This window comes from Streptomyces sp. NPDC018947, assembly GCF_044390505.1.
Lineage (GTDB): Bacteria > Actinomycetota > Actinomycetes > Streptomycetales > Streptomycetaceae > Streptomyces.
In genome coordinates, this window is sequence record NZ_JBIRZD010000001.1 from 130952 (window position 1) to 151457 (window position 20506).

At 69.4% G+C, this 20506-nt stretch carries 24 protein-coding genes; 6 read left to right on the forward strand and 18 right to left on the reverse strand.

From position 1 onward, the window contains the following. Positions 1-16: 16 nt before the first annotated feature. The 3 genes from ACH499_RS00600 to ACH499_RS00610 are packed head-to-tail and all read right to left on the reverse strand — an operon-like array spanning position 17 to position 2419. Positions 17-682, reverse strand: coding sequence for a DUF2637 domain-containing protein (locus ACH499_RS00600; protein WP_356299744.1), 666 nt, complete (start codon positions 680-682; stop codon positions 17-19). Positions 683-704: 22 nt separating this feature from the next. Next, positions 705-2060: an FtsK/SpoIIIE domain-containing protein gene (locus ACH499_RS00605; protein ID WP_399012999.1), complete on the reverse strand. Its 1356-nt coding sequence runs from the start codon at positions 2058-2060 to the stop codon at positions 705-707. Between the two features lie 2 nt (positions 2061-2062). Further along, a complete protein-coding gene (locus tag ACH499_RS00610) occupies positions 2063-2419 on the reverse strand; it encodes a hypothetical protein (protein ID WP_356299748.1) in 357 nt (118 codons plus the stop codon). A gap of 159 nt (positions 2420-2578) precedes the next feature. On the opposite strand from ACH499_RS00610, the gene ACH499_RS00615 reads away from it, so the two are divergent. Then, positions 2579-3310: an XRE family transcriptional regulator gene (locus ACH499_RS00615; RefSeq protein WP_356299750.1), complete on the forward strand. Its 732-nt coding sequence runs from the start codon at positions 2579-2581 to the stop codon at positions 3308-3310. 28 nt (positions 3311-3338) lie between these two features. Next, positions 3339-3809, forward strand: a complete 471-nt coding sequence (locus tag ACH499_RS00620) for an NUDIX hydrolase (RefSeq protein ID WP_399013001.1) — start codon at positions 3339-3341, stop codon at positions 3807-3809. On the opposite strand, the gene ACH499_RS00625 is transcribed toward ACH499_RS00620, so the two are convergent. The 13 genes from ACH499_RS00625 to ACH499_RS00685 all read right to left on the reverse strand — a co-directional run bounded on the left by ACH499_RS00625 (position 3797) and on the right by ACH499_RS00685 (position 15224). Then, entirely contained in the window at positions 3797-4357 is a 561-nt protein-coding gene (locus ACH499_RS00625) for an HDIG domain-containing metalloprotein (protein WP_399013004.1), read from the reverse strand. The two genes, ACH499_RS00620 and ACH499_RS00625, sit on opposite strands and share 13 nt — an antisense overlap. Before the next feature lie 441 nt (positions 4358-4798). After that, complete coding sequence (locus ACH499_RS00630) at positions 4799-6118, reverse strand: DUF6602 domain-containing protein (protein WP_399013006.1); 1320 nt, start codon at positions 6116-6118, stop codon at positions 4799-4801. Between the two features lie 437 nt (positions 6119-6555). Further along, positions 6556-7545 carry a 2,3,4,5-tetrahydropyridine-2,6-dicarboxylate N-succinyltransferase gene (gene dapD / locus ACH499_RS00635; RefSeq protein WP_356203761.1) on the reverse strand — a complete coding sequence of 330 codons (990 nt, stop codon included), beginning with the start codon at positions 7543-7545 and terminating at the stop codon, positions 6556-6558. A gap of 135 nt (positions 7546-7680) precedes the next feature. Continuing rightward, the gene (locus ACH499_RS00640) at positions 7681-8220 is read right to left on the reverse strand and encodes a TetR/AcrR family transcriptional regulator (protein WP_399013009.1); all 540 of its coding nucleotides are present in this window, start codon (positions 8218-8220) and stop codon (positions 7681-7683) included. Next, positions 8220-8540: a multidrug efflux SMR transporter gene (locus ACH499_RS00645; protein WP_356203759.1), complete on the reverse strand. Its 321-nt coding sequence runs from the start codon at positions 8538-8540 to the stop codon at positions 8220-8222. Before ACH499_RS00645 ends, ACH499_RS00640 begins: the two co-directional genes overlap by 1 nt. A 129-nt stretch (positions 8541-8669) precedes the next feature. Continuing rightward, the gene (locus tag ACH499_RS00650; protein WP_030403776.1) at positions 8670-9002 is read right to left on the reverse strand and encodes a metal-sulfur cluster assembly factor; all 333 of its coding nucleotides are present in this window, start codon (positions 9000-9002) and stop codon (positions 8670-8672) included. Next, positions 8999-9466, reverse strand: a complete 468-nt coding sequence (sufU, locus tag ACH499_RS00655) for a Fe-S cluster assembly sulfur transfer protein SufU (RefSeq protein WP_356203757.1) — start codon at positions 9464-9466, stop codon at positions 8999-9001. Before sufU ends, ACH499_RS00650 begins: the two co-directional genes overlap by 4 nt. 17 nt (positions 9467-9483) lie before the next feature. Beyond that, positions 9484-10740, reverse strand: a complete 1257-nt coding sequence (locus ACH499_RS00660) for a cysteine desulfurase (protein WP_356203756.1) — start codon at positions 10738-10740, stop codon at positions 9484-9486. Next, positions 10737-11501 (reverse strand): Fe-S cluster assembly ATPase SufC, encoded by a 765-nt coding sequence (gene sufC / locus ACH499_RS00665; protein ID WP_351017094.1) that lies wholly within the window; start codon positions 11499-11501, stop codon positions 10737-10739. Before sufC ends, ACH499_RS00660 begins: the two co-directional genes overlap by 4 nt. Positions 11502-11508: 7 nt before the next feature. After that, positions 11509-11826, reverse strand: a complete 318-nt coding sequence (locus tag ACH499_RS00670; RefSeq protein WP_351140629.1) for a non-heme iron oxygenase ferredoxin subunit — start codon at positions 11824-11826, stop codon at positions 11509-11511. Next, entirely contained in the window at positions 11823-13013 is a 1191-nt protein-coding gene (gene sufD, locus ACH499_RS00675; protein ID WP_399013013.1) for a Fe-S cluster assembly protein SufD, read from the reverse strand. Before sufD ends, ACH499_RS00670 begins: the two co-directional genes overlap by 4 nt. A 61-nt stretch (positions 13014-13074) precedes the next feature. Then, positions 13075-14496, reverse strand: a complete 1422-nt coding sequence (gene sufB, locus ACH499_RS00680) for a Fe-S cluster assembly protein SufB (protein WP_189228404.1) — start codon at positions 14494-14496, stop codon at positions 13075-13077. After that, a complete protein-coding gene (locus ACH499_RS00685; protein WP_356203753.1) occupies positions 14493-15224 on the reverse strand; it encodes an ArsR family transcriptional regulator in 732 nt (243 codons plus the stop codon). Before ACH499_RS00685 ends, sufB begins: the two co-directional genes overlap by 4 nt. A 160-nt stretch (positions 15225-15384) precedes the next feature. Here ACH499_RS00685 and ACH499_RS00690 point away from each other — a divergent pair, with 160 nt between their 5' ends. Genes ACH499_RS00690 through ACH499_RS00705 form a run of 4 tightly spaced genes read left to right on the forward strand, consistent with a single transcriptional unit; the run spans position 15385 to position 19011 of the window. Continuing rightward, positions 15385-16197: an aminoglycoside N(3)-acetyltransferase gene (locus ACH499_RS00690; protein WP_399013014.1), complete on the forward strand. Its 813-nt coding sequence runs from the start codon at positions 15385-15387 to the stop codon at positions 16195-16197. A gap of 31 nt (positions 16198-16228) precedes the next feature. After that, complete coding sequence (locus ACH499_RS00695) at positions 16229-17152, forward strand: ABC transporter ATP-binding protein (protein WP_356203751.1); 924 nt, start codon at positions 16229-16231, stop codon at positions 17150-17152. Between the two features lie 56 nt (positions 17153-17208). Next, positions 17209-17925 (forward strand): ABC transporter permease, encoded by a 717-nt coding sequence (locus ACH499_RS00700; protein ID WP_365595723.1) that lies wholly within the window; start codon positions 17209-17211, stop codon positions 17923-17925. Between the two features lie 12 nt (positions 17926-17937). Beyond that, a complete protein-coding gene (locus ACH499_RS00705) occupies positions 17938-19011 on the forward strand; it encodes a heme A synthase (protein WP_399013017.1) in 1074 nt (357 codons plus the stop codon). Here the strand turns inward: ACH499_RS00705 and ACH499_RS00710 are convergent. After that, complete coding sequence (locus ACH499_RS00710; RefSeq protein ID WP_399013019.1) at positions 18966-19703, reverse strand: nucleotidyltransferase; 738 nt, start codon at positions 19701-19703, stop codon at positions 18966-18968. The genes ACH499_RS00705 and ACH499_RS00710 overlap by 46 nt on opposite strands. 331 nt (positions 19704-20034) lie before the next feature. Then, on the reverse strand, positions 20035-20367 hold the full coding sequence (locus tag ACH499_RS00715; protein WP_356203745.1) for a hypothetical protein: 333 nt from the start codon (positions 20365-20367) through the stop codon (positions 20035-20037). Positions 20368-20506: the final 139 nt, after the last annotated feature.

The following is a 20506-nucleotide window of genomic DNA, read 5'->3' on the forward strand; positions in this document are numbered from 1 at the left end:
GGGTTCTCCTCTCGGGTCAGACGAGCTGGGCAGCGATGGCGTCGGCCAGGTGCGGCGGGACGCCGAGGCGAGCACGGAGGGTGTCGGCGTCGATCCGGGAGCCGGTGCGGTGCTCGTGGTCGGCGGCGACCTTCCGGGCGTGATCGACCAGCGCGGCCGGGACCGGAACCGTCGGCGGCGAAGCCGGGGCCGGATCAGCGACCGGCAGAGCCGGGGTTTCCTCGCGGTCCGGGAGGGCCACGGGCTCCAGGTCCGGTTCGGGCACGGGCTCCGGTTCGCGCGCGGCTTCGGGCGCCGGGTCCTGAGCAGCGAGTGCCGACGCATCCGGGGTGTGGGCGAGGAGGGTGCCACCGAGGAAGGCGAGGGCGGGCCATCCGGCGACGAGGATGCGCAGCCAGGCCGGGACGTCGCTCAGGTCGAGGAGTCCGGCGGTGGCGACGTTCGCGCCGAGCGAGGCGACCAGAGCGATCAGGAACCAGCACCAGGCCAGCCGGGACGGCCCGTCGGTGCGCAGCCGTCGCCAGGCGGCGACGAAAAGCAGGTCCACCGAGATCGGGTAGGCCCATGCCTTCCAGCCGTCCTGTCCCGCGGCGGCGGCCAGGTCGTGCAGATGGGCGAAGGACAGGGCACCGGCGATCACGGCCTGTACGAGAACGGCGTCCGGGCGAAGTGCGGTGCGCATCGCGGTGTCCTCCTTTCCGGGGTCAGGCGGCGGTCGGGGCCGACTCGACGGCCGGGGCCGGAACCGGGGCGAGGGTGTTGAGGGCGGGCCGGAACGGCGCGAGGGCAGGCAGGTCCGGGGTGAGGTCGGCGTGCCGGTTGCAGACGTTCACCGCATGTCGCAGCGAGGTGTGCGGGGCGCGGATGCGAGCCCAGCCGCCGGCCGAGTCACCCGTGATGGCGACGCCGGGGGTGTCGGTGGGGATCTGAATGGCGGCAAGGACGGCGTCCGGGGCGATGTCGCCGAAGGCCATGTTCGCGCTGGCCTCGTCGTTGACGCGGTGGGCGGTGCGGCCGGTGAGCTGGGCACGGAGCATCGTGATGCCCTTACCGAGTTCAGAGCCGAAACGCTGCCCGCAGACCTCCAGATAGATACCGGCGGCACGGCCGAGCTGGGCCAGCCGAGCCAGGGCGGTGATGATCCGGTCCCTGCGCTTCTCGTCCTCCTTGGTCGCGAAGAGGGCGAGTTCGGCGACCTCATCGACCAAGACCACGATCGGCACCGGCCGCAGGTCCTCGGGCAGGTCCCAGATGTCGGCGGCGATCTCCGCATCCGGCACATCAGCCGTGATCCGCTGCTCGGCGCGAATGAGCTGATAGACGTCCTGCATGTGGGACACCAGGGCGTCGAGGAGTTCGGCAGCGGTGTCGGGGTTGTCGGCGAGCGCGGAGAACCGGCGGGCCAGCGGGAACAGCTCGACGCCCTGTTTGCAGTCGATGCCGACCAGGGCGACCCGCTGCGGCGCGAGCGCGGCCACCAGATTGCGCTGGTAGACGGACTTGCCGGACTCGGTGGCGCCGATGACCAGCCCGTGCGGCACGGCGCGGTAGTCGCGGTAGTGCACGGCTCCGTCCTCGCGCAGGGCGACCGGCACCCGCATCGGCCGGGTCTCGGCAAGGGCGGGCATCTGTACGCGCTTGAGGACGTCGTAGCCGGTCATCCGCAGCTCCACCACACCCGAGCGCAGCTCACGCGAGGTGACGCCATACATGGCGAACGAGTGCCGCAGCCGGTCACACGACGCGGCCACGTCGAAGGCGTCCTGACCGGGACGGAGCTTGAGCCGCAACACCAGGCCGGTGCGGGTGACGCGGAGCCGCAGGATGCGCGGGGCCCGAGGACCGGGAACGGGCCGGTTGGTCATCCGGGCGAGGGTCAGGCGCCATCGCGGGGCCGGGACGGTGAGGCCGCAGGCGTCCATGACCGAGCCGTAGCGGATCAGAACCCGCAGCGCGGCGAGGGTGACCCCGAAGGTCAGCCAGTACCAGGCGGGGCGCCGCCACCGCAGGAGACCCGCAGCGGCGACGACCAGCACGAGAGCGACCGTGAAGCCGGTCATGGTCAGGCCGCCTTCGCGGTTGTGGCGGTGTCGACCAGGGAGGTCACGGCAACGGCGCGGAAGGCGATGCCGTGTCGCTTCTGCCCGTTGAAGTCGTTCTCCCACGGCCGGGCGATCAGCCCCGTGAGCGCAACCGGGGTGCCCATGGTCAGCTCACCGGAGATGCCCGTCTCCGGGACGGTGACGGCGAGGATCTCGACCTCGTCGTTCGCGGCGAACATGACGTCCACGACCATCAGCTTCGCGCCGGTGTCGGCGTCGGTGGCGATCTCGCCGGTACGGCGGTCACGGACCTTGGGCTGGGGGTTCTTGGCAACCATCACGGTCGCGGCGGAGGTGTCCACGGGGATCTGACGCATCGTCTTGTCTCCTGTGCGGTTGAGGCTTTGACCGACATCCCGTCGGTGACATCAGGAGACCGCGAGGAGGGGTGGACGCATCACGGTCCGTATGGACGTTTAGGGACGTCTGAGGTACCGTCAAAACGTCCCTACGGGTCCCCTGAGGAAGGACACGTCATGGCGAACGAGCGTCTGCGCGCGGCGATTTCAGCGAAGGGCGAGACGATTCAGTCCGTTGCCGAACACGTCGGAGTGGACCCCAAGAGCGTCGAGCGTTGGATCACCACCAACCGGACTCCACACCGGGGACACCGTTGGAAGGCCGCGAGCTTCCTCGGGGCCGACGAGGTCTATCTCTGGCCGTCAGCCGAGAAGCAGGCCGAGAAGGCGAGCGCGTCCGAGCTGATCACGTACTACCCGCACCGCGGTGCTGTCCCTGCCCCGCTGTGGTCGTCGCTGATCGAGAAGGCGACGGACCAGGTCGACATCCTGGTGTACGCGGGACTGTTCCTCTTCGACAGCCACCCGGACCTGCCTGACCAGTTGGCCGAGAAGGCGAAGGCCGGCGCACAGGTCCGCATCCTGCTGGGCGACCCGGAGTCCGAGGCTGTCCGCCAGCGCGGTGAAGAGGAGGGCATCGGCGACGACCTCGCGGCGCGAGCCCGGATCACGCGCCGGTACCTGCAACCTGCCATGTCGACGCCTGGCGTCGAAGTCCGCCTGCACGACACGATCCTCTACAACTCGATCTATCGGTTCGACGACGACGTGTTGGTGAACCCTCATGTGCTCGGAGCTCCCGCCGGGCAGAACCCGGTAATGCACTTCAAGTACCTGCCGGGAGCGCGGACGTTCCGGCACTACATGCGGAGCTTCGACTACGCATGGGAGCAGGGCCGGACGGCATAGCAAGCCCCGGACGTGCAACGCTGAACCCATGGCACGAGTCGACTACTTCAACGATCCGAACGCCCCGAAGGCGAACAGCCTCGTCCCCTCCGTGACCGCAGTGGCCCGCAACGAGGCCGGAGAAGTCCTGCTGATCCACAAGACCGACAACGACCTGTGGGCACTGCCCGGAGGCGGCATCGACCTGGGCGAGTCAGCCCCCGACGCGGCGGTACGCGAGACCAAGGAAGAGACCGGGTTCGACGTGGAGGTGACCGGCCTGGTCGGGATCTACACGAACCCCGGACACGTCATGGCGTACAACGACGGCGAGGTCCGCCAGCAGTTCTCCATCTGCTTCCACGCTCGCATCGTCGGCGGCCAGCTGCGCACGAGCAGCGAGAGCAAGGAAGTCGCGTTCGTAGACCCGAGCAAGTTGGACGAGCTGAGCATCCACCCGTCGATGCGGATGCGGATCGAGCACGGTTTGGCCGGCCGAACCGAGCCCTATATCGGCTGAGCGGCGAGGCGGTCGCGGGTCCGCTCCACGGCGCCCTGAAGGTACGGACGCGCTTTGCTGATCGCGTTGTGTACTTCACTGCCCGGCTCGTAGCGGACCAGGATCTCATCGATCCGGACGTCAAAGTTGAAGGACTGCCCGGCGGGACCGGTCGTCATGTCGGCGAAGATCAGCGCGTCGAGAACCGGGGAGTCCTCCCGCTCGTAGACGGCCAGCTCTGCCGAGAGCCCGCGTTGCTCGGCCTCGTACACGGCCCCAGAGTGATGGGCGACAAGTCGCACCAACCGCGCCGGCGCACCCAACGCCTGCAGATGGCGCGCTCCGTCCAGGGGATGGAACCCCGTGTCCCGCAGTTCGGGGGCGTACCCGATGTCATGCAGCCACGCTGCGGCGACGAGGAGGTCGCGATCAGCCTCAGGCACGGCCGCGGCAGCCTCCTGAGCACGGGCGGCCACCGCCTGAGTGTGCAGCCAGCGGTTCCCGAGCTGAGGAAGCAGGGACTCGGCGAGTGCAGACGCCCCCTGGGGCGTGTCCAATGCAGAAGGCATACCTGGAACGGTATCCGAGACGTGCGCTGAGCCGACAGGGCCACGATCGAGCGATGCCGATCATGGGTGCGGTACAACTTTCCCTACTTCATCAAGGCCCGCGCACGGCGCGGGCGCGCGCCGCCTCTGCGGCGCGGCCTGCCTCCTGCCTGCGCCCCGGCTGGCCGCGCCCGGCGGCGCGCTCGGCGGCTGCGGGCATGGCGTGGGGAGAAACCCTCTGTGGCTGGGGCGGTCGGCTCCACGGCTTTAGGCAGCCACTTTGGGGCGAGCCTCTAAGATCATGGCCCCAACGTCGTGCTTTACCGGGCAGGTCCACAGACTGCCCGACGCGCCGGAAGCTTACGGGGCCATGATCACTCGCCCCAAAGCAGCTCCAGCCCAAAGCCGCTCCGCCGACCTAGTGCGTCAACGTGACAGCAAGTTCGTGCATCTCACAAATGTTCACGCCAATCCTTCACCGGAAGCACCCTTGCGCAGACTCTCGATACGACGAGAGATCCAACGATCCAATCGCCCAGTACTATTTTCCGCTGCAACATATTCACCTGTTGGCAGAATTGCCAATTGACATTTCTTCGTGATGAGTCTTAGATCCCGCCCAGAGGAGGCGACAAGGCGAGTTTCCAGCAGACGATTTAGCACGTCATTCAGTTGAACCCCGCGAGACTCTAGCCAAGAAAGCATTTTAGGGTCATCGAAACACACTTCTCTCCCTTGACACAACCGCGTTAGCAGGACAAATTCCTCCTCTCCGACGAATTCTGGACTCCACTGCTCTGCCACCGGAATCCCGTTCAGCGCTTCATCATCAGCCTGGTGCACCCTTACTTGCCAACCAGCTCTTCCGTCAACACGTCCCGCACGAAAGCTCAATAGAGCCCTTCCGACCTCCATCTCAAGATCTTCCCCCCAGAAAGCATGTCCAAGTCCATACATTTCATCCAGCCGAGTCCACATGAACTCCAAGAGCAACCTCAGCGGATTCTCCGGCGTAGAGAAATAAAACGGCCACCACCCATCGACCAAAGGCGCCATAAATGGACGCCCATTGGTCTTCACTAGAGAATAGCCACCCGAAATGATCAATTGAGGGAAAGATGTCGGACCGAATCCATTGTTGCCAATATTCCGCTCAAGGTAGTCGATCATTGACGATCGGAATGCCAGCTCGCTCTTGAATCCGTGCATCCCCAGAATGACTCGAATTGCAGAAACCTGCTCCAAGAGAAGCGCATGAAACACAGCCTCCTCTTCGAACGGAAGAGCAGTGAACCCTTCCGCATCCCAAGCAATCCGTCCCGTCATCTCGGCGAACGTTCGAGCAGACGGAGTCATATCGCGATCAGGGTCGTCCAGCTCTTCATCTCCACTTTGATAATAAGAGTGCTCGATCTCGCCTACCGTCTTGAGGTGGGCGAACGCATCACGGAGCTCGGCCGAGTGGAGAGTCTTCTTAACTTCGACGACGGCGATGATGTCTTTTACATGCCACACATACGATTCTGTGTATGGCAGCTTCTCCCCTTCGCCCCTCACCACCATGCAGTCGAGTTGACCAGATAGGTGCCCCTGACCATCGCGGGCAAATCCGGATACTACCCGCAGTCCCAACCCGTCAGGAAGGGCGCGACTCAATAGCTCGGAAGACAAGCCCTCGTACATGTCTCCGATGGTTGGAGCATGCTTTACGGGGGCATTGTCGAGTTTCGGCAACTCGTCTCGGAGAATCCCTGAAAGAAGGTCGGCAACCGTGCGAATCACTAGACCTCGCTCACAATTCTATCGACCCATCGCCAGTAGTACAGGGTAAAGAGGGGGAGGGCTATTCACCCACGCGCTCTTCCTCCGCAAATCCCCGTTAAAGCTGGGCAGCATGGCCCGCACCTTGTCGGTGTCCGCAAGCAAGAACTCGCGCAGGATCAATCGACCCGCCCCTCACTACACTTGGGATGGAATGATATAGCCGCCCTACCTGGCATCGAGGGTCTTCGGAGGTTTTGGGTCCCGCTTCTGGCCTGGTACTACAGGCAGCACACCGAGCCGAGGGGCAACTCACTCCAGAACCAAAGCGCCCTCCCGGGCCGTCTGGGGGCCGTGGAAGGGCGCTCAGCGATGACCAGCGTCGACAACCGTCGACAGCTCAACAGCAGGTCAGGACGTTGAACAACGAGACGGCCGCAGGTCACGGCCGCCCGTGATCAGTTGTGGCTGTGCAGCACCTCGTTGAGTCCGCCCCAGACCGCGTTGTTCGGGCGGGCCTCGACCGCGCCCGTGACCGAGTTGCGGCGGAAGAGGATGTTGGAGGCGCCGGAGAGTTCGCGGGCCTTGACGACCTGGCCGTCGGGCAGGGTGACCCGGGTGCCGGCGGTGACGTACAGACCGGCCTCGACCACGCACTCGTCACCGAGGGCGATGCCGACACCCGCCTCGGCACCGACCAGGCAGCGCTCGCCGATGGAGATGATCACGTTGCCGCCGCCGGACAGCGTGCCCATGGTGGACGCGCCGCCGCCGATGTCCGAGCCGTCGCCGACCACGACGCCCGCGGAGATGCGGCCCTCGACCATGGAGGTGCCGAGCGTGCCCGCGTTGAAGTTGACGAAGCCCTCGTGCATGACCGTGGTGCCCTCGGAGAGGTGGGCGCCCAGCCGCACCCGGTCGGCGTCGGCGATGCGCACGCCCTTGGGGGCGACGTAGTCCGTCATGCGCGGGAACTTGTCGATCGAGGTCACCTGGAGGTGCAGGCCCTCGGCGCGGGCGTTGAGGCGGACCTTCTCGATGTCGTCGACGGCGACCGGGCCGAGCGAGGTCCAGGCGACGTTGGCGAGGTGGCCGAAGATGCCCTCCAGGTTCTGGCCGTGCGGCTTGACCAGGCGGTGCGAGAGCAGGTGCAGACGCAGGTAGACGTCGTGGGCGTCGATCGGCTTGTCGTCGAGCGAGGCGATGACCGTGCGGACCGCGACCACGTCCACGCCGCGGCGGGCGTCGGGACCGACCGCCGCGGTCGCGCCGCCGCCCAGCAGCTCGGCGGCCCGCTCGGCGGAGAGCCGCTCGGTGCCGGCCGGGCCGGGCTCGGCGACGAGTTCGGGGGCGGGGAACCAGGTGTCGAGAACGGTGCCGTCGGCGGCGATCGTGGCGAGGCCGGCGGCCACGGCGCCGGTGGTGCGAGGAGCAGTCGTGTCGGTCATGAGGGCAACCTAACCGGCCACCACCGGTGGAAGCGAGCCGAGCCCGCGCCCGTCTCGCGTGCCGGGCGGTACGCGAGCGGCCGAGGGCGGTGGGACGCGCCCGGACTCCTTCACCGGGCGCCGGCCGGGCCCCCTTCACCGCCCTGCGTCGATCACCCGCCCCAGCACCTCCCGCGCGTACTCCTCGTCGTACTGCGCTCCCGTCAGCAGGACCTGGAGGCAGATCCCGTCCATCAGGGCCACCAGGGCCCGGGCCGTCACCGGATCCGTGCGGCGGGAGAGCAGCGCGGCGACGCCCTCGGCCCATTCCGCCGCGACCGGGCGCAACGGAGGCCGGCGCAGGGCGGCCAGGTACAGCTCGTACTCCAGCTCCACGCCCTCGCCGCCGAGCCACTCGCCGAGCACGCGGGCGAGTGCCCCGGCGAGGTCGGCGGCGGGGTCCGACAGCGGCGGGTGGGCCGCGAGGACCTCGGCGAAGCCCTCGTTGGCCTGGCGCAGCGCGGCGACCATCAGCTCGTCGAGGGACGCGAAGTGGTACGTGGTGGAGCCGAGCGGCACATCGGCCTCGGCGGCGACGGAACGGTGGCTGAGCCCGGCGATGCCCTTCGCGCCGACGACCCGGATCGCCGCGTCGATGATCCGCTGCCGCCGGCCGGGGTCGTGGCGCCGGGCCATCAGTGTGCGCCGCCCAGGTTCAGCACCACCACGCCGACGATGATCAGCGCGATCCCGGCCGCCTTGGTGAGGGTCATCCCCTCCCCCATGAACGCCACCCCGATCGTGGCGATGGCCGCGGTGCCCACGCCGGACCAGATGGCGTAGGCCGTGCCCACGGAGAGGGTCCTGAGGGTCTGGGCGAGCAGCGCGAACGAGATCAGGTACCCGAGAGCGGTCAGGAGGGACGGCCCCAGCCGGCTGAAGCCCTCGCTGTACTTCATGGCGGTCGTACCGGCGACCTCTGCGGCGATGGCTCCGGCGAGGAGCAGATATCCCATGTGTACGAGCGTACATAACGGGCTCCGCCCGGGGTCCGGGCGACGGCGGCACGCACACGGGAGCGGCCGCGGGGAAACGGGAACGGCGGCACCCCGAGGGGGTGCCGCCGTTTTGCGGGAGTCTGCGTCTCAGACGTTGAACCCGAGCGCCCTGAGCTGCTCGCGGCCGTCGTCGGTGATCTTGTCCGGGCCCCACGGCGGCATCCAGACCCAGTTGATGCGCAGCTCGCTGACGAGGCCGTCCGTGGCGGACTTGGCCTGGTCCTCGATCACGTCCGTCAGCGGACAGGCCGCCGACGTCAGGGTCATGTCGACGGTGGCGATGTTCGCGTCGTCGACGTGGATGCCGTAGATCAGGCCGAGGTTGACGACGTCGATGCCCAGCTCGGGGTCGACGACGTCCATCAGGGCCTCACGGAGCTCCTCCTCCGAGGCCGGCTTCATCTCCACGGTCTCGCTCATGCCGTCGTCTCCTTCTCGGCGTCGGCGTCCAGCGCCTGAGCCGTCGCGTCCTTCCAGGCCATCCAGCTCAGCAGGGCGCACTTGACCCGGGCCGGGTACTTCGACACCCCGGCGAACGCGACCGCGTCCTCCAGGACGTCCTCCATGGCGTCGTCGGGCTCGATCCTGCCCTTGGACTGCATCAGCTCCAGGAAGGTCTCCTGGATCCTCCGCGCCTGGGCGAGGTCCTTGCCGACGAGCAGCTCGTTCAGTACGGAGGCGGAGGCCTGGCTGATCGAGCAGCCCTGCCCCTCGTAGGAGACGTCGCTGATCGTCGTGCCGTCGTACTTCACGCGCAGCGTGATCTCGTCGCCGCACGTCGGATTGACGTGGTGCACCTCGGCGTCGCCATCCCTCAGACCACGCCCGTGCGGGTTCTTGTAGTGGTCCAGGATGACTTCCTGGTACATGGAGTCCAGCTTCATGCGATTCGCTCGTCCCGTCAGCCGAAGAAGTTCCGTACGTGCTCCAGGCCGTCGACCAGCGCGTCGATCTCGGCCGGCGTGGAGTACAGATAGAACGACGCTCGCGTGGTCGCAGGAATTCCGTACCGCAGGCAGACCGGCCGCGCGCAGTGGTGGCCGACCCGGACGGCGATGCCCTGCTCGTCGAGGACCTGGCCCACGTCGTGCGGGTGGATGTCGCCCAGTGTGAAGGAGATCGCGGCGCCGCGCTCCTCGGCCGTGGTGGGGCCGATGATGCGCAGGTCGGGGACCTCCAGCAGGCGCTTGACCGCGTACTCGGTCAGCGCGTGCTCATGGGCGAGGATCTTGTCCATGCCGATCGAGTTGAGGTAGTCGATCGCCGCGCCGAGACCGACCGCCTGCGCGATCGGCGGCGTGCCCGCCTCGAACTTGTGCGGTGCCGGGGCGTACGTGGAGGAGTGCATCGAGACCGTCTCGATCATCTCGCCGCCGCCGAGGAACGGCGGGAGGTCCTCCAGCAGCTCCTGGCGGCCCCACAGCACGCCGATGCCGGTCGGGCCGCACATCTTGTGGCCGGTGAAGGCCACGAAGTCGGCCTGGAGGGCCTGTACGTCCAGCGGCATGTGCGGCGCGGCCTGGGAGGCGTCGACGCACACGAGGGCGCCGACCTCCTGGGCGCGGCGCACGATCGCCTCGACGGGGTTCTGGGTGCCCAGGATGTTGGAGACCAGCACGAAGGAGACGATCTTCGTCTTCTCGGTGATGACCTCGTCGATGTTGGACAGGTCCAGGCGGCCGTCGTCGGTCAGGCCGAACCAGCGGAGCTTCGCGCCGGTGCGCTGCGCGAGCAACTGCCACGGCACGATGTTGGAGTGGTGCTCCATCTCCGTGATGACGATCTCGGTCTCGTGGTCCACCCGGTAGGGCTCGTCGGCCCAGCCGAGCATGTTGGCCACGAGGTTGAGGGACTCCGAGGCGTTCTTGGTGAAGATCACCTCGTCACGGGACGGCGCGTTGATGAACTCCGCGACCTTGTCCCGCGCGCCCTCGTACAGTGCCGTGGCCTCCTCGGCGAGGACGTGCACGCCACGGTGGACGTTGGCGTTGTGCTGCTCGTAGTACTCGTCGAGGACGTCGATGACCTGGCGCGGGGTCTGCGAGGTCGCGGCGTTGTCGAGGTAGACGAGCTTCTTCCCGTCGTGGAGCACTCGGTCCAGGATGGGGAAGTCCTTGCGGATCGCCTCGGTGTCGAGGAGGCCCGGCAGCTGTGTCACGCGGATGCGCCGCCCTTCGTGTATGCCTCGTAGCCCTCTTCCTCCAGCTTGTCGGCGAGTTCGGCGCCGCCGGACTCCACGATGCGGCCGGCCGAGAAGACGTGGACGTGGTCGGGCTTGATGTAGCGCAGGATGCGCGTGTAGTGCGTGATCAGCAGGGTGCCGACCTCGCCGGTCTCGCGGACGCGGTTGACGCCCTCGGAGACGACGCGCAGGGCGTCGACGTCCAGGCCGGAGTCGGTCTCGTCGAGGATCGCGACCTTCGGCTTGAGCAGCTCGAGCTGGAGGATCTCGTGGCGCTTCTTCTCACCGCCGGAGAAGCCCTCGTTGACGTTGCGCTCGGCGAAGGCGGGGTCCATGTTGAGGCGCTCCATGGCCTCCTTGACCTCCTTCACCCAGGTGCGCAGCTTGGGGGCCTCGCCGCGGACGGCGGTGGCGGAGGTGCGCAGGAAGTTGGAGACCGAGACGCCGGGGACCTCGACCGGGTACTGCATGGCGAGGAACAGGCCGGCGCGGGCGCGCTCGTCGACGGACATCTCCAGGACGTCCTCGCCGTCGAGGGTGACGGTGCCGCCGGTGATCGTGTACTTGGGGTGACCCGCGAGCGAGTAGGCGAGGGTCGACTTGCCCGAGCCGTTGGGGCCCATGATGGCGTGCGTCTCGCCCTGCTTCACGGTGAGGTCGACGCCCTTGAGGATTTCCTTCGTGGCGTTGTCGGCCTCGACGGTGACGTGCAGGTCTCGGATTTCAAGCGTTGCCATGGGTGCCTCAGGACTCCTGGGTGAGGGAGACGAGCACGTCGTCCCCTTCGATCTTTACGGGGTATACGGGGACGGGGCGCGTCGCCGGAAGACTGTCGGGCTTGCCCGAGCGGAGGTCGAAGCGCGAGCCGTGCAGCCAGCACTCGATGTGGCAGTCGTCGACCTCGCCCTCGGACAGCGAGACGTTCGCGTGCGAGCAGATGTCGTGGATCGCGAAGACCTCGCCCTCGGTCCGCACGACGGAGATCGGCGTGCCGTCGAGTTCCACCCGCTTCGGGGTGTCCTCCTCCAGCTCGTCCGCTCCACAGACGCGTACGAAGGTCATGCGACCGACGCCTCCAGCTCCTCTTCGATCTTGGCGAGGAGGCGCTCCTCGATGTCCGGGACACCGATCTGCTGGACCAGCTCGGCGAAGAAGCCGCGGACCACCAGGCGGCGGGCGTCGATCTCGGGGATGCCGCGCGCCATCAGGTAGAAGAGCTGCTCGTCGTCGAAGCGGCCGGTCGCGGAGGCGTGGCCGGCGCCGACGATCTCGCCGGTCTCGATCTCCAGGTTGGGCACGGAGTCGACCCGCGCGCCGTCGGTGAGGACGAGGTTGCGGTTCATCTCGTAGGTGTCGGTGCCCTCGGCCTTGGCCTCGATGAGCACGTCGCCGATCCAGACCGCGTGCGCGTCGTCGCCCTGCAGGGCGCCCTTGTAGACGACGTTCGACTTGCAGTGCGGGACGTTGTGGTCGACCAGGAGGCGGTGCTCCTGGTGCTGGCCCTTGTCGGTGAAGTACAGGCCGAACAGCTCGGCCTCGCCACCGGGTCCGGCGTACCGCACGCGCGGGTGCAGGCGGACCAGGTCGCCGCCGAAGGTGACGACGACGGACTTGAAGGAGGCGTCGCGGCCGATCAGGGTGTTGTGCTGGCCGACGTGCACGGCCTCGGCGTCCCAGTCCTGGACGGAGACGACGGTCAGCTTGGCGCCGTCGCCGAGCACGAAGTCGACGTTGGCGGCGAGCACCGCGTCACCGGTGTGGTCGATGACCACGACGGCCTCGGCGAAGGCACCGAGCTCGACGACCTGGTGGCCGTAGGCGACACCGCCCTCGCCGTGCACGGCGATGCGGATCGGCTCGGTGAGCACCGTCTCCTTGGGGACGGTGACCACGCCGGCCTGCTCGAAGTCGGAGTACGCCTGGGCGGCGACGCGGTCCACCGGGGCGCCCGCCCGGCCGATCCGGGCGTCGTCGCGCCCGACGGTCTCGACGGTGACGCCCTCCGGCGCCTCGACGGTGACCTTGACGCCCTCGCCGGTGACGGTGGCGGTGCCGTCGTGCAGGCCGCGCAGCCGCTCCAGCGGGGTGAACCGCCACTCCTCCTCGCGGCCGTGCGGGACCGGGAAGTCCGCCACGTCGAAGGACGGGGGCGCGCTCATGCGCGTGGCGACGGTCGAGTCGGCCTCGGCGGCCACCGCGATCGCACCGGCGGTGGTGGAGCCCACCGGGATGTTCTGAGCCTCAGCCATGGCTGTCGTAGTGCTCGCTTTCCGTTACGTAAGGGGCTGGACGGTCAGGACCGGGGGCGGGTCAGCCCACCGCGCCTTCCATCTGGAGCTCGATCAGCCGGTTGAGCTCGAGGGCGTACTCCATCGGCAGCTCCTTGGCGATCGGCTCGACGAAGCCGCGCACGATCATCGCCATCGCCTCGAACTCGGTGAGACCGCGGCTCATCAGGTAGAAGAGCTGATCCTCGGAGACCTTGGAGACGGTCGCCTCGTGGCCCATGGACACGTCGTCCTCGCGCACGTCCACGTACGGGTACGTGTCCGAGCGGGAGATGGTGTCCACGAGCAGCGCGTCGCACAGCACGTTCGACTTCGATCCGGCCGCGCCCTCGCCGATCTCCACCAGCCCGCGGTACGAGGTACGGCCGCCGCCGCGCGCCACCGACTTGGAGACGATGTTGGAGGAGGTGTTCGGCGCCATGTGGACCATCTTGGAACCGGCGTCCTGGTGCTGGCCCTCGCCCGCGAAGGCGATGGACAGCGTCTCGCCCTTGGCGTGCTCGCCCATCAGGTAGACGGCCGGGTACTTCATCGTCACCTTGGAGCCGATGTTGCCGTCGATCCACTCCATGGTCGCGCCCTCGTACGCCACGGCGCGCTTGGTGACCAGGTTGTAGACGTTGTTCGACCAGTTCTGGATGGTCGTGTAGCGGCAGCGGGCGTTCTTCTTGACGATGATCTCGACCACGGCGCTGTGCAGGGAGTCCGACTTGTAGATCGGAGCCGTGCAGCCCTCGACGTAGTGCACGTAGGCGCCCTCGTCGACGATGATCAGGGTCCGCTCGAACTGGCCCATGTTCTCCGTGTTGATACGGAAGTAGGCCTGCAGCGGGATCTCGACGTGCACGCCCGGCGGGACGTAGATGAAGGAGCCGCCGGACCACACGGCGCTGTTCAGCGACGCGAACTTGTTGTCGCCGACGGGGATGACGGTCCCGAAGTACTCCTTGAAGAGCTCCGGGTGCTCCTTCAGCGCGGTGTCGGTGTCGAGGAAGATGACGCCCTGCTCCTCCAGGTCCTCGCGGATCTGGTGGTAGACGACCTCGGACTCGTACTGGGCCGCGACACCGGCGACGAGGCGCTGCTTCTCCGCCTCGGGGATGCCGAGCTTGTCGTACGTGTTCTTGATGTCCTCGGGCAGGTCCTCCCAGGACTCCGCCTGCTTCTCCGTGGAGCGCACGAAGTACTTGATGTTGTCGAAGTCGATGCCCGACAGGTCCGAGCCCCAGTTCGGCATGGGCTTCTTCTCGAACAGGCGCAGGCCCTTGAGGCGGAGCTTGGTCATCCACTCCGGCTCGTTCTTCTTCGCGGAGATGTCCCGGACGACGTCCTCGTCGATGCCGCGCCTGGCGGAGGCGCCGGCCGTGTCGGAGTCGGCCCAGCCGTACTCGTACTTGCCCAGGCCCTCGAGCTCAGGGTGAGCAGTCTCCGTGGGGAGAGTCATGCGGGGTTCCTCCCGGCCGTGCTTGTGGATGCGTTGTCGGTGGTCTTGGAAGTCTTGGGAACGAACGTCGTGCAGACGCCGTCGCCGTGTGCGATCGTCGCGAGCCGCTGCACATGCGTACCGAGCAGCTCGGCGAAAAATTCCGTCTCCGCCTCGCACAACTGCGGAAACTGCTCGGCGACGTGAGCGACCGGGCAGTGGTGCTGGCAGAGCTGTTCGCCCTGCTGGGGCCGGGGCGCGCTGCGCGCGGTAGCAGCGTACCCGTCCGCACTCAGCGCCTTGGCCAGCGCTTCCGTCCTGCGTTCCGGCGGAGCCGACTCGACCGCCTTGCGGTAGGGACCCGCCTGGGCGGCGACGCGGGCGCGGGCGAAGGCGGCCACGGCCTGCTCCCCGCCCTCCCGCTCGGCGATCCAGCGCAGGGCGTCCGCGGCGAGCTTGTCGTACGACTGGTCGAAGGCGTCGCGGCCGCAGTCGGTGAGCGCGAAGACCTTCGCCGGCCGCCCGCGCGTGCGCGTGCCGTAGACCCGTTGTTCCCGGGCTTCGACCACGTCGTCGGCGGCCAGTGCGTCGAGGTGGCGCCGGACGGCGGCCTGGGTCAGGCCCAGACGCCCGGCGAGCTCGGCGACGGTCGACGGCCCGTGGTCCAGGATGGAGCGCGCGACACGGTTGCGGGTGGACCGCTCACCGGTCGCGAGTTCCTCCTGCGGAGCCTCGCCAACGTTTTTCACAACGCCATTGTTGCGTAATTCTCGAGGCACGGGCAAGCCGCGTCCGGATCACCGCACGGTGCCCTGCGTCACTTAGGCATACCTAAGGTGACCTGCGCAAACGATCTTTGATCGATCAAACCGCTGGCGTCCGGGGCCGGCTTCGGCGACACTCCTGCGCATGCCCGAACCCGCTCCGACCGGCCCTCTCGTCACCCGCGGCACACTCGCCGCCGGCCTGCGCGAGCTGGGGGTCCGCTCCGGCGAGACGCTCCTCGCGCACTCCTCCCTCAGCGCTCTCGGCTGGGTCTGCGGAGGTCCCGTCGCGGTCGTCCAGGCCCTGCTCGACGTGCTCGGCCCGGACGGCACCCTGGTGGTGCCCACCCAGACCGGCGACCTGTCCGACCCGGCCCTGTGGAGCAACCCGCCGGTGCCCGAGGAGTGGTGGGACACCATCCGGACCGCGATGCCCCCGTACGACCCGGCGACCACTCCCTCGCGCGGGGTCGGCGTCATACCCGAGACCGTGCGCACCTGGCCGGGCGCCCTGCGCAGCGCGCACCCGCAGACCTCGTTCGCCGCCGTCGGCCCGCGCGCCGCCGAGGTGGTCGCCGGCCACGCCGCCGACTGCCGCCTCGGCGAGCGCAGCCCGCTGGCCGTGCTGGAGCGCACGGGCGCTCGCGTGCTGCTGCTGGGGGCCGGCTACGACGCGTGCACCGCCTTCCACCTGGCCGAGTACCGCGTCCCCTCCCCGCTGGTCGTGGTGGGACGGCCGGGACCCGCGGGATGGGAGCACGTGACGGAGGTGTCGATCACGTCGGACGGGTTCGACGAACTGGGCCACGACTTCGAGCGGGACCGGCCCGTGGTGCGCGGCCGGGTCGGCGCGGCCGACGTACGGCTGTTCCCGCTGGCGGACGCGGTCGCCTACGCCGAACGGTGGCTGCCCGTGCACCGGCCCCGCGCGGAGGGCATCGCGCACCCCCGCGCCTGAGCACCCGGCGGCGAACCTAGACTCGTGACCCATGCGAAGCGAGCCCGTGGTCCAGGTCCAGGCCCTGGTGAAGCGGTACGGAACGAAGACCGCGGTGGACGGCCTCGACCTGGTGGCCCGGGCGGGCGTGACCGCCGTGCTCGGCCCCAACGGGGCCGGCAAGACGACCACCGTCGAGACGTGTGAGGGCTACCGGAGGCCGGACTCCGGCACCGTGCGCGTCCTCGGCCTCGACCCGGTGCGGCAGGGCCCCGAGCTGCGGCCCCGGATCGGCGTGATGCTCCAGTCCGGCGGCGTCTACTCCGGCGCCCGCGCGGACGAGATGCTGCGCCACGTGGCCAGGCTGCACGCCCGCCCCCTGGACGTGGACACCCTGATCGAGCGGCTGGGACTCGGCTCGTGCGGCCGCACGGCCTACCGCAGGCTCTCCGGCGGCCAGCAGCAGCGGCTCGCCCTCGCCATGGCCGTGGTCGGCCGCCCCGAGCTGGTCTTCCTGGACGAGCCGACCGCCGGCCTCGACCCGCAGGCCCGCCGCGCCACCTGGGACCTCGTGCGGGACCTGCGCGCCGACGGCGTCTCCGTGATCCTCACCACGCACTACATGGACGAGGCCGAGCAGCTCGCCGACGACGTCGCCGTCATCGACGCCGGCCGGGTCATCGCCCAGGGCTCGCCCGAGGAGCTGTGCCGCGGCGGCGCCGAGAACACGCTCCGCTTCACCGGCCGTCCCGGGCTCGACGTGGCCTCGCTGCTCAAGGCCCTCCCCGCCGACTGCTCGGCCGCCGAGCTGACCCACGGCTCCTACCGGGTCGTCGGCAAGATCGACCCCCAGTTGCTGGCCACGGTGACGTCCTGGTGCGCCCAGCACGGGGTGATGCCGGACCGGATCTCGGTGGAGCGGCACACCCTGGAGGACGTCTTCCTGGAGCTGACCGGCAAGGAGCTGCGCGCGTGACCACGACCACCCCCGGCACGTACACCCCGGAACCGGGCGCGGCGCCGCTCGGCCGGATGATCGCGGCCCAGGCCGTGCTGGAGACGAAGATGCTGCTGCGCAACGGCGAGCAGCTTCTGCTGACGGTGATCATCCCGACGCTGCTGCTGGTGCTGTTCAGCTCGGTCGACATCGTCGACACCGGCGAGGGCGAGGCCGTCGACTTCCTCGCTCCCGGCGTCCTGGCGCTGGCCGTCCTGTCGACGGCGTTCACCGGCCAGGCCATCGCCACCGGCTTCGAGCGCCGCTACGGGGTGCTGAAGCGGCTCGCCGCCTCACCGCTGCCGCGCTGGGCCCTGATGACCGCCAAGACGGTGTCCGTGCTGGTCACCGAGGTGCTCCAGGTGGTGCTGCTGACGGTGATCGCCTTCGCGCTCGGCTGGTCGCCGCAGGGCGGTCCGTTCGCCGTGCTGCTGCTGATGGTGTTCGGCACGGCGGCGTTCTCCGGGCTCGGCTTGCTGATGGCGGGCACGCTCAGGGCGGAGGCGACCCTGGCCGCCGCCAACCTGGTCTTCCTGCTGCTCCTGGTGGGCGGCGGGGTGATCGTGCCGCTGGACAAGTTCCCGGACGCGGCGCGGGACGTGCTGGGCCTGCTGCCGATCTCGGCCCTGTCCGACGGGCTGCGGGACGTCCTCCAGCACGGCGCCGGGATGCCCTGGGGCGACCTCGGGATCCTGGCCGTGTGGGCGGTGGCGGGCCTCGCGGCCGCGGGGAAGTTCTTCCGCTGGGAGTAGGCCGGCAGCGGGATGCCGCGACAGACCGACCCTCGTGAACGCGTGCACAAGCGGCCGCCTACGATGGACGGCGTGCCAAACGTGACCCGCGCCGACGCCGCAGCCGCGGTGCGCAACCCGCTCGCCTTCATCGCCGCGCGCTGGACCCCGGAACCCCGGACGGTCCGGCGGGCGGCCCTCGCCGCACTCGTCATGGCCGTGGTGATCGTGGTCACCGGCGGCGCCGTGCGCCTGACCGGCTCGGGCCTCGGCTGTCCGACCTGGCCGAAGTGCACCGACGACTCGCTGACCACCACGAGCGAGATGGGCTTCCACGGCGTCATCGAGTTCGGCAACCGTCTGCTGACGTACGTCCTGTGCGCCGCGGTCGGCTGGGCGATCATCGCCGCGCGGTCGCAGAAGCCGTACCGGCGCGAACTGACCCGGCTCGGCTGGCTGCAGTTCTGGGTCGTCATGGGCAACGCGATCCTGGGCGGCATCGTCGTCCTGGTCGGTCTGAACCCGTACACCGTCGCCGCGCACTTCCTGCTGTCGACGGCGCTGATCGCGGTGGCGACGGTGATGTGGCAGCGCACCGGGGAGGGCGACGCGGCACCGCGCCCCCTGGTCGGCAAGGCCGTCCAGCAGCTCGTGTGGGTCCTGGTCGCCGTGTCCGTCCTGCTGATCGCGGCCGGCACGGTGGTGACCGGCGCGGGTCCGCACGCGGGCGACTCCAGCGACGTCCCCCGGATGCCGCTGGACTGGGAGACGGTCAGCAAGCTGCACGCCGTGCTGGCGTGGATCGTGGTGACGCTGACGTTCGCCCTGTGGTTCGTGCTGAAGGCGGTCGACGCGCCCCGGGGGCCGCTGGCCCGCACCCGGGACCTGTTCCTGATCCTGCTCGCCCAGGGCGTGATCGGCTACGTGCAGTACTTCACGGACCTGCCCGAGGTCCTGGTCGGCCTGCACATGTTCGGCTCCTGCCTGGTGTGGATCGGCACGGTGCGGGTGCTGCTGTCGCTGCGGGAGCGCCCGGAGGAGGCGGCGCCCGAGCTGCCCGTTCAGTCGTACGACGCCACCAGCGTGTCGATGGCCGGCCCCAAGTAGTCCCGGGTCAGCTCGGCCCGGCGGGCGGTCCACTCCCCGGTGGGCGCCTCGGGGGTCCCGTAACGCCGTCGCGCGATGTCCTCGACGACCTCGCCCGGCGCGCCGAGGGCCGGCAGTTCCGCCAGGGCCTCGCGCTTGCTGATCAGGCGGCCGTCGCGCAGGGTGACGGTGGCCCGGGCGAGGGTGAGCAGTCCCAGGTCGACCCAGACGTCCTGCTTCCACAGGTGCGGGCGCCGTACGGCCGGCCGCCAGAAGTCCCGCTGGTCGCGGACCACGAACCCGGCGAGTTCGGCGTCCGGCACCGGGGGCAGCAGGTGCCGCGGCGGCTCGCCGTGCAGGACACGCCCGAAGGCGTGCAGCTCGCGCCGGGTGACCGGGGTGACGGTGCGCTTGAAGAGCTGCTGGTGCGCCCAGGTGACGTGCCGGCGCCCGGCGTCGCGGACGGTGCCGGGGGTCAGGTAGGTGCAGTGCAGCTGTCCGGCGAGGGGCGCGTCGCGCAGGCGGGCGTGGAGCAGGCCGAGCCGCCAGACCGTCCGGGGCGTCACCGGGCCGTCCAGCACCGCGATCAGGTCGAGGTCGCTGCGGCCCTCCTGGTAGTCGCCGCCGGCCAGTGAGCCGTGGGCCCAGACGGCGACGGGGGCGAGGGGCGCCAGGCCGGTGAGGAAGCGGTCGAGCAGGGCGTCGGTCGGCATCGGGCCAGTATCTTCGGGGTGCCCGGCGGGTTCCAGACCGCGTGACCCGGGCGCGTCCCCGTGGTGAGCCCCTGCCGGCTCCCGGGCGTGGCTGCCCCGGCCCGCCTCGCTCCACCCCGTGGACCCGGCTCGCGTTGCCCCACGCGATCATCTCGGCCACCCGCCGCGCGTCCGCGGGCGAGCCGGGCCTCGAAGGTGCCGAGGCCCAGGTCCGTTCCGAGCACGCCGTGGCAGTACGGGTCCACCAGGGAGGCGTTTCGATCATCCGGACTCCCCGTGACGGGACCGTGCGCCCTGCGGCTTCCCACGGCCCCGACGGGTGAACCCGGGCTCAGGTGTTGCTCGGCCCGCCCACCTGGATGCCGGCCATGCGCGACCACTCGTACGGGCCGGTCGTGACCTTGGCCGCGAACTCGCCGTCGAAGTCCTCGTGCACGGTGATCCCGGACTTCTCGACCGCCTTCCGGGCGATGTCGAAGGAGGTGGCGACGAGGTCGCCCCAGCCGCCGTCCTCGCCGACGAGGACGATGCGGGCGCCGCGCTCACCGATGTAGGCCACCTGGCCCTCGGCGCCGCCGTGCGCCTTGGAGAAGGAGTCGATCCGCCGGGCGAGCCGGGTCACCTGGCGCTCGGCCTTCGCGTCAACCTGCTGCGTGTCTGCCATGCCCAGGATGCTACCGACGGGTAGATCGAACGGCGACGGGCGGGGGGGGGGGGGGGGGGGGCGCCCCCCCCCCGGCGGGCGGGGGGGGGGGGGGGGGGGGGGGCGGCGCCGGGGGGGGGGGGGGGCGGTATGATAGGTA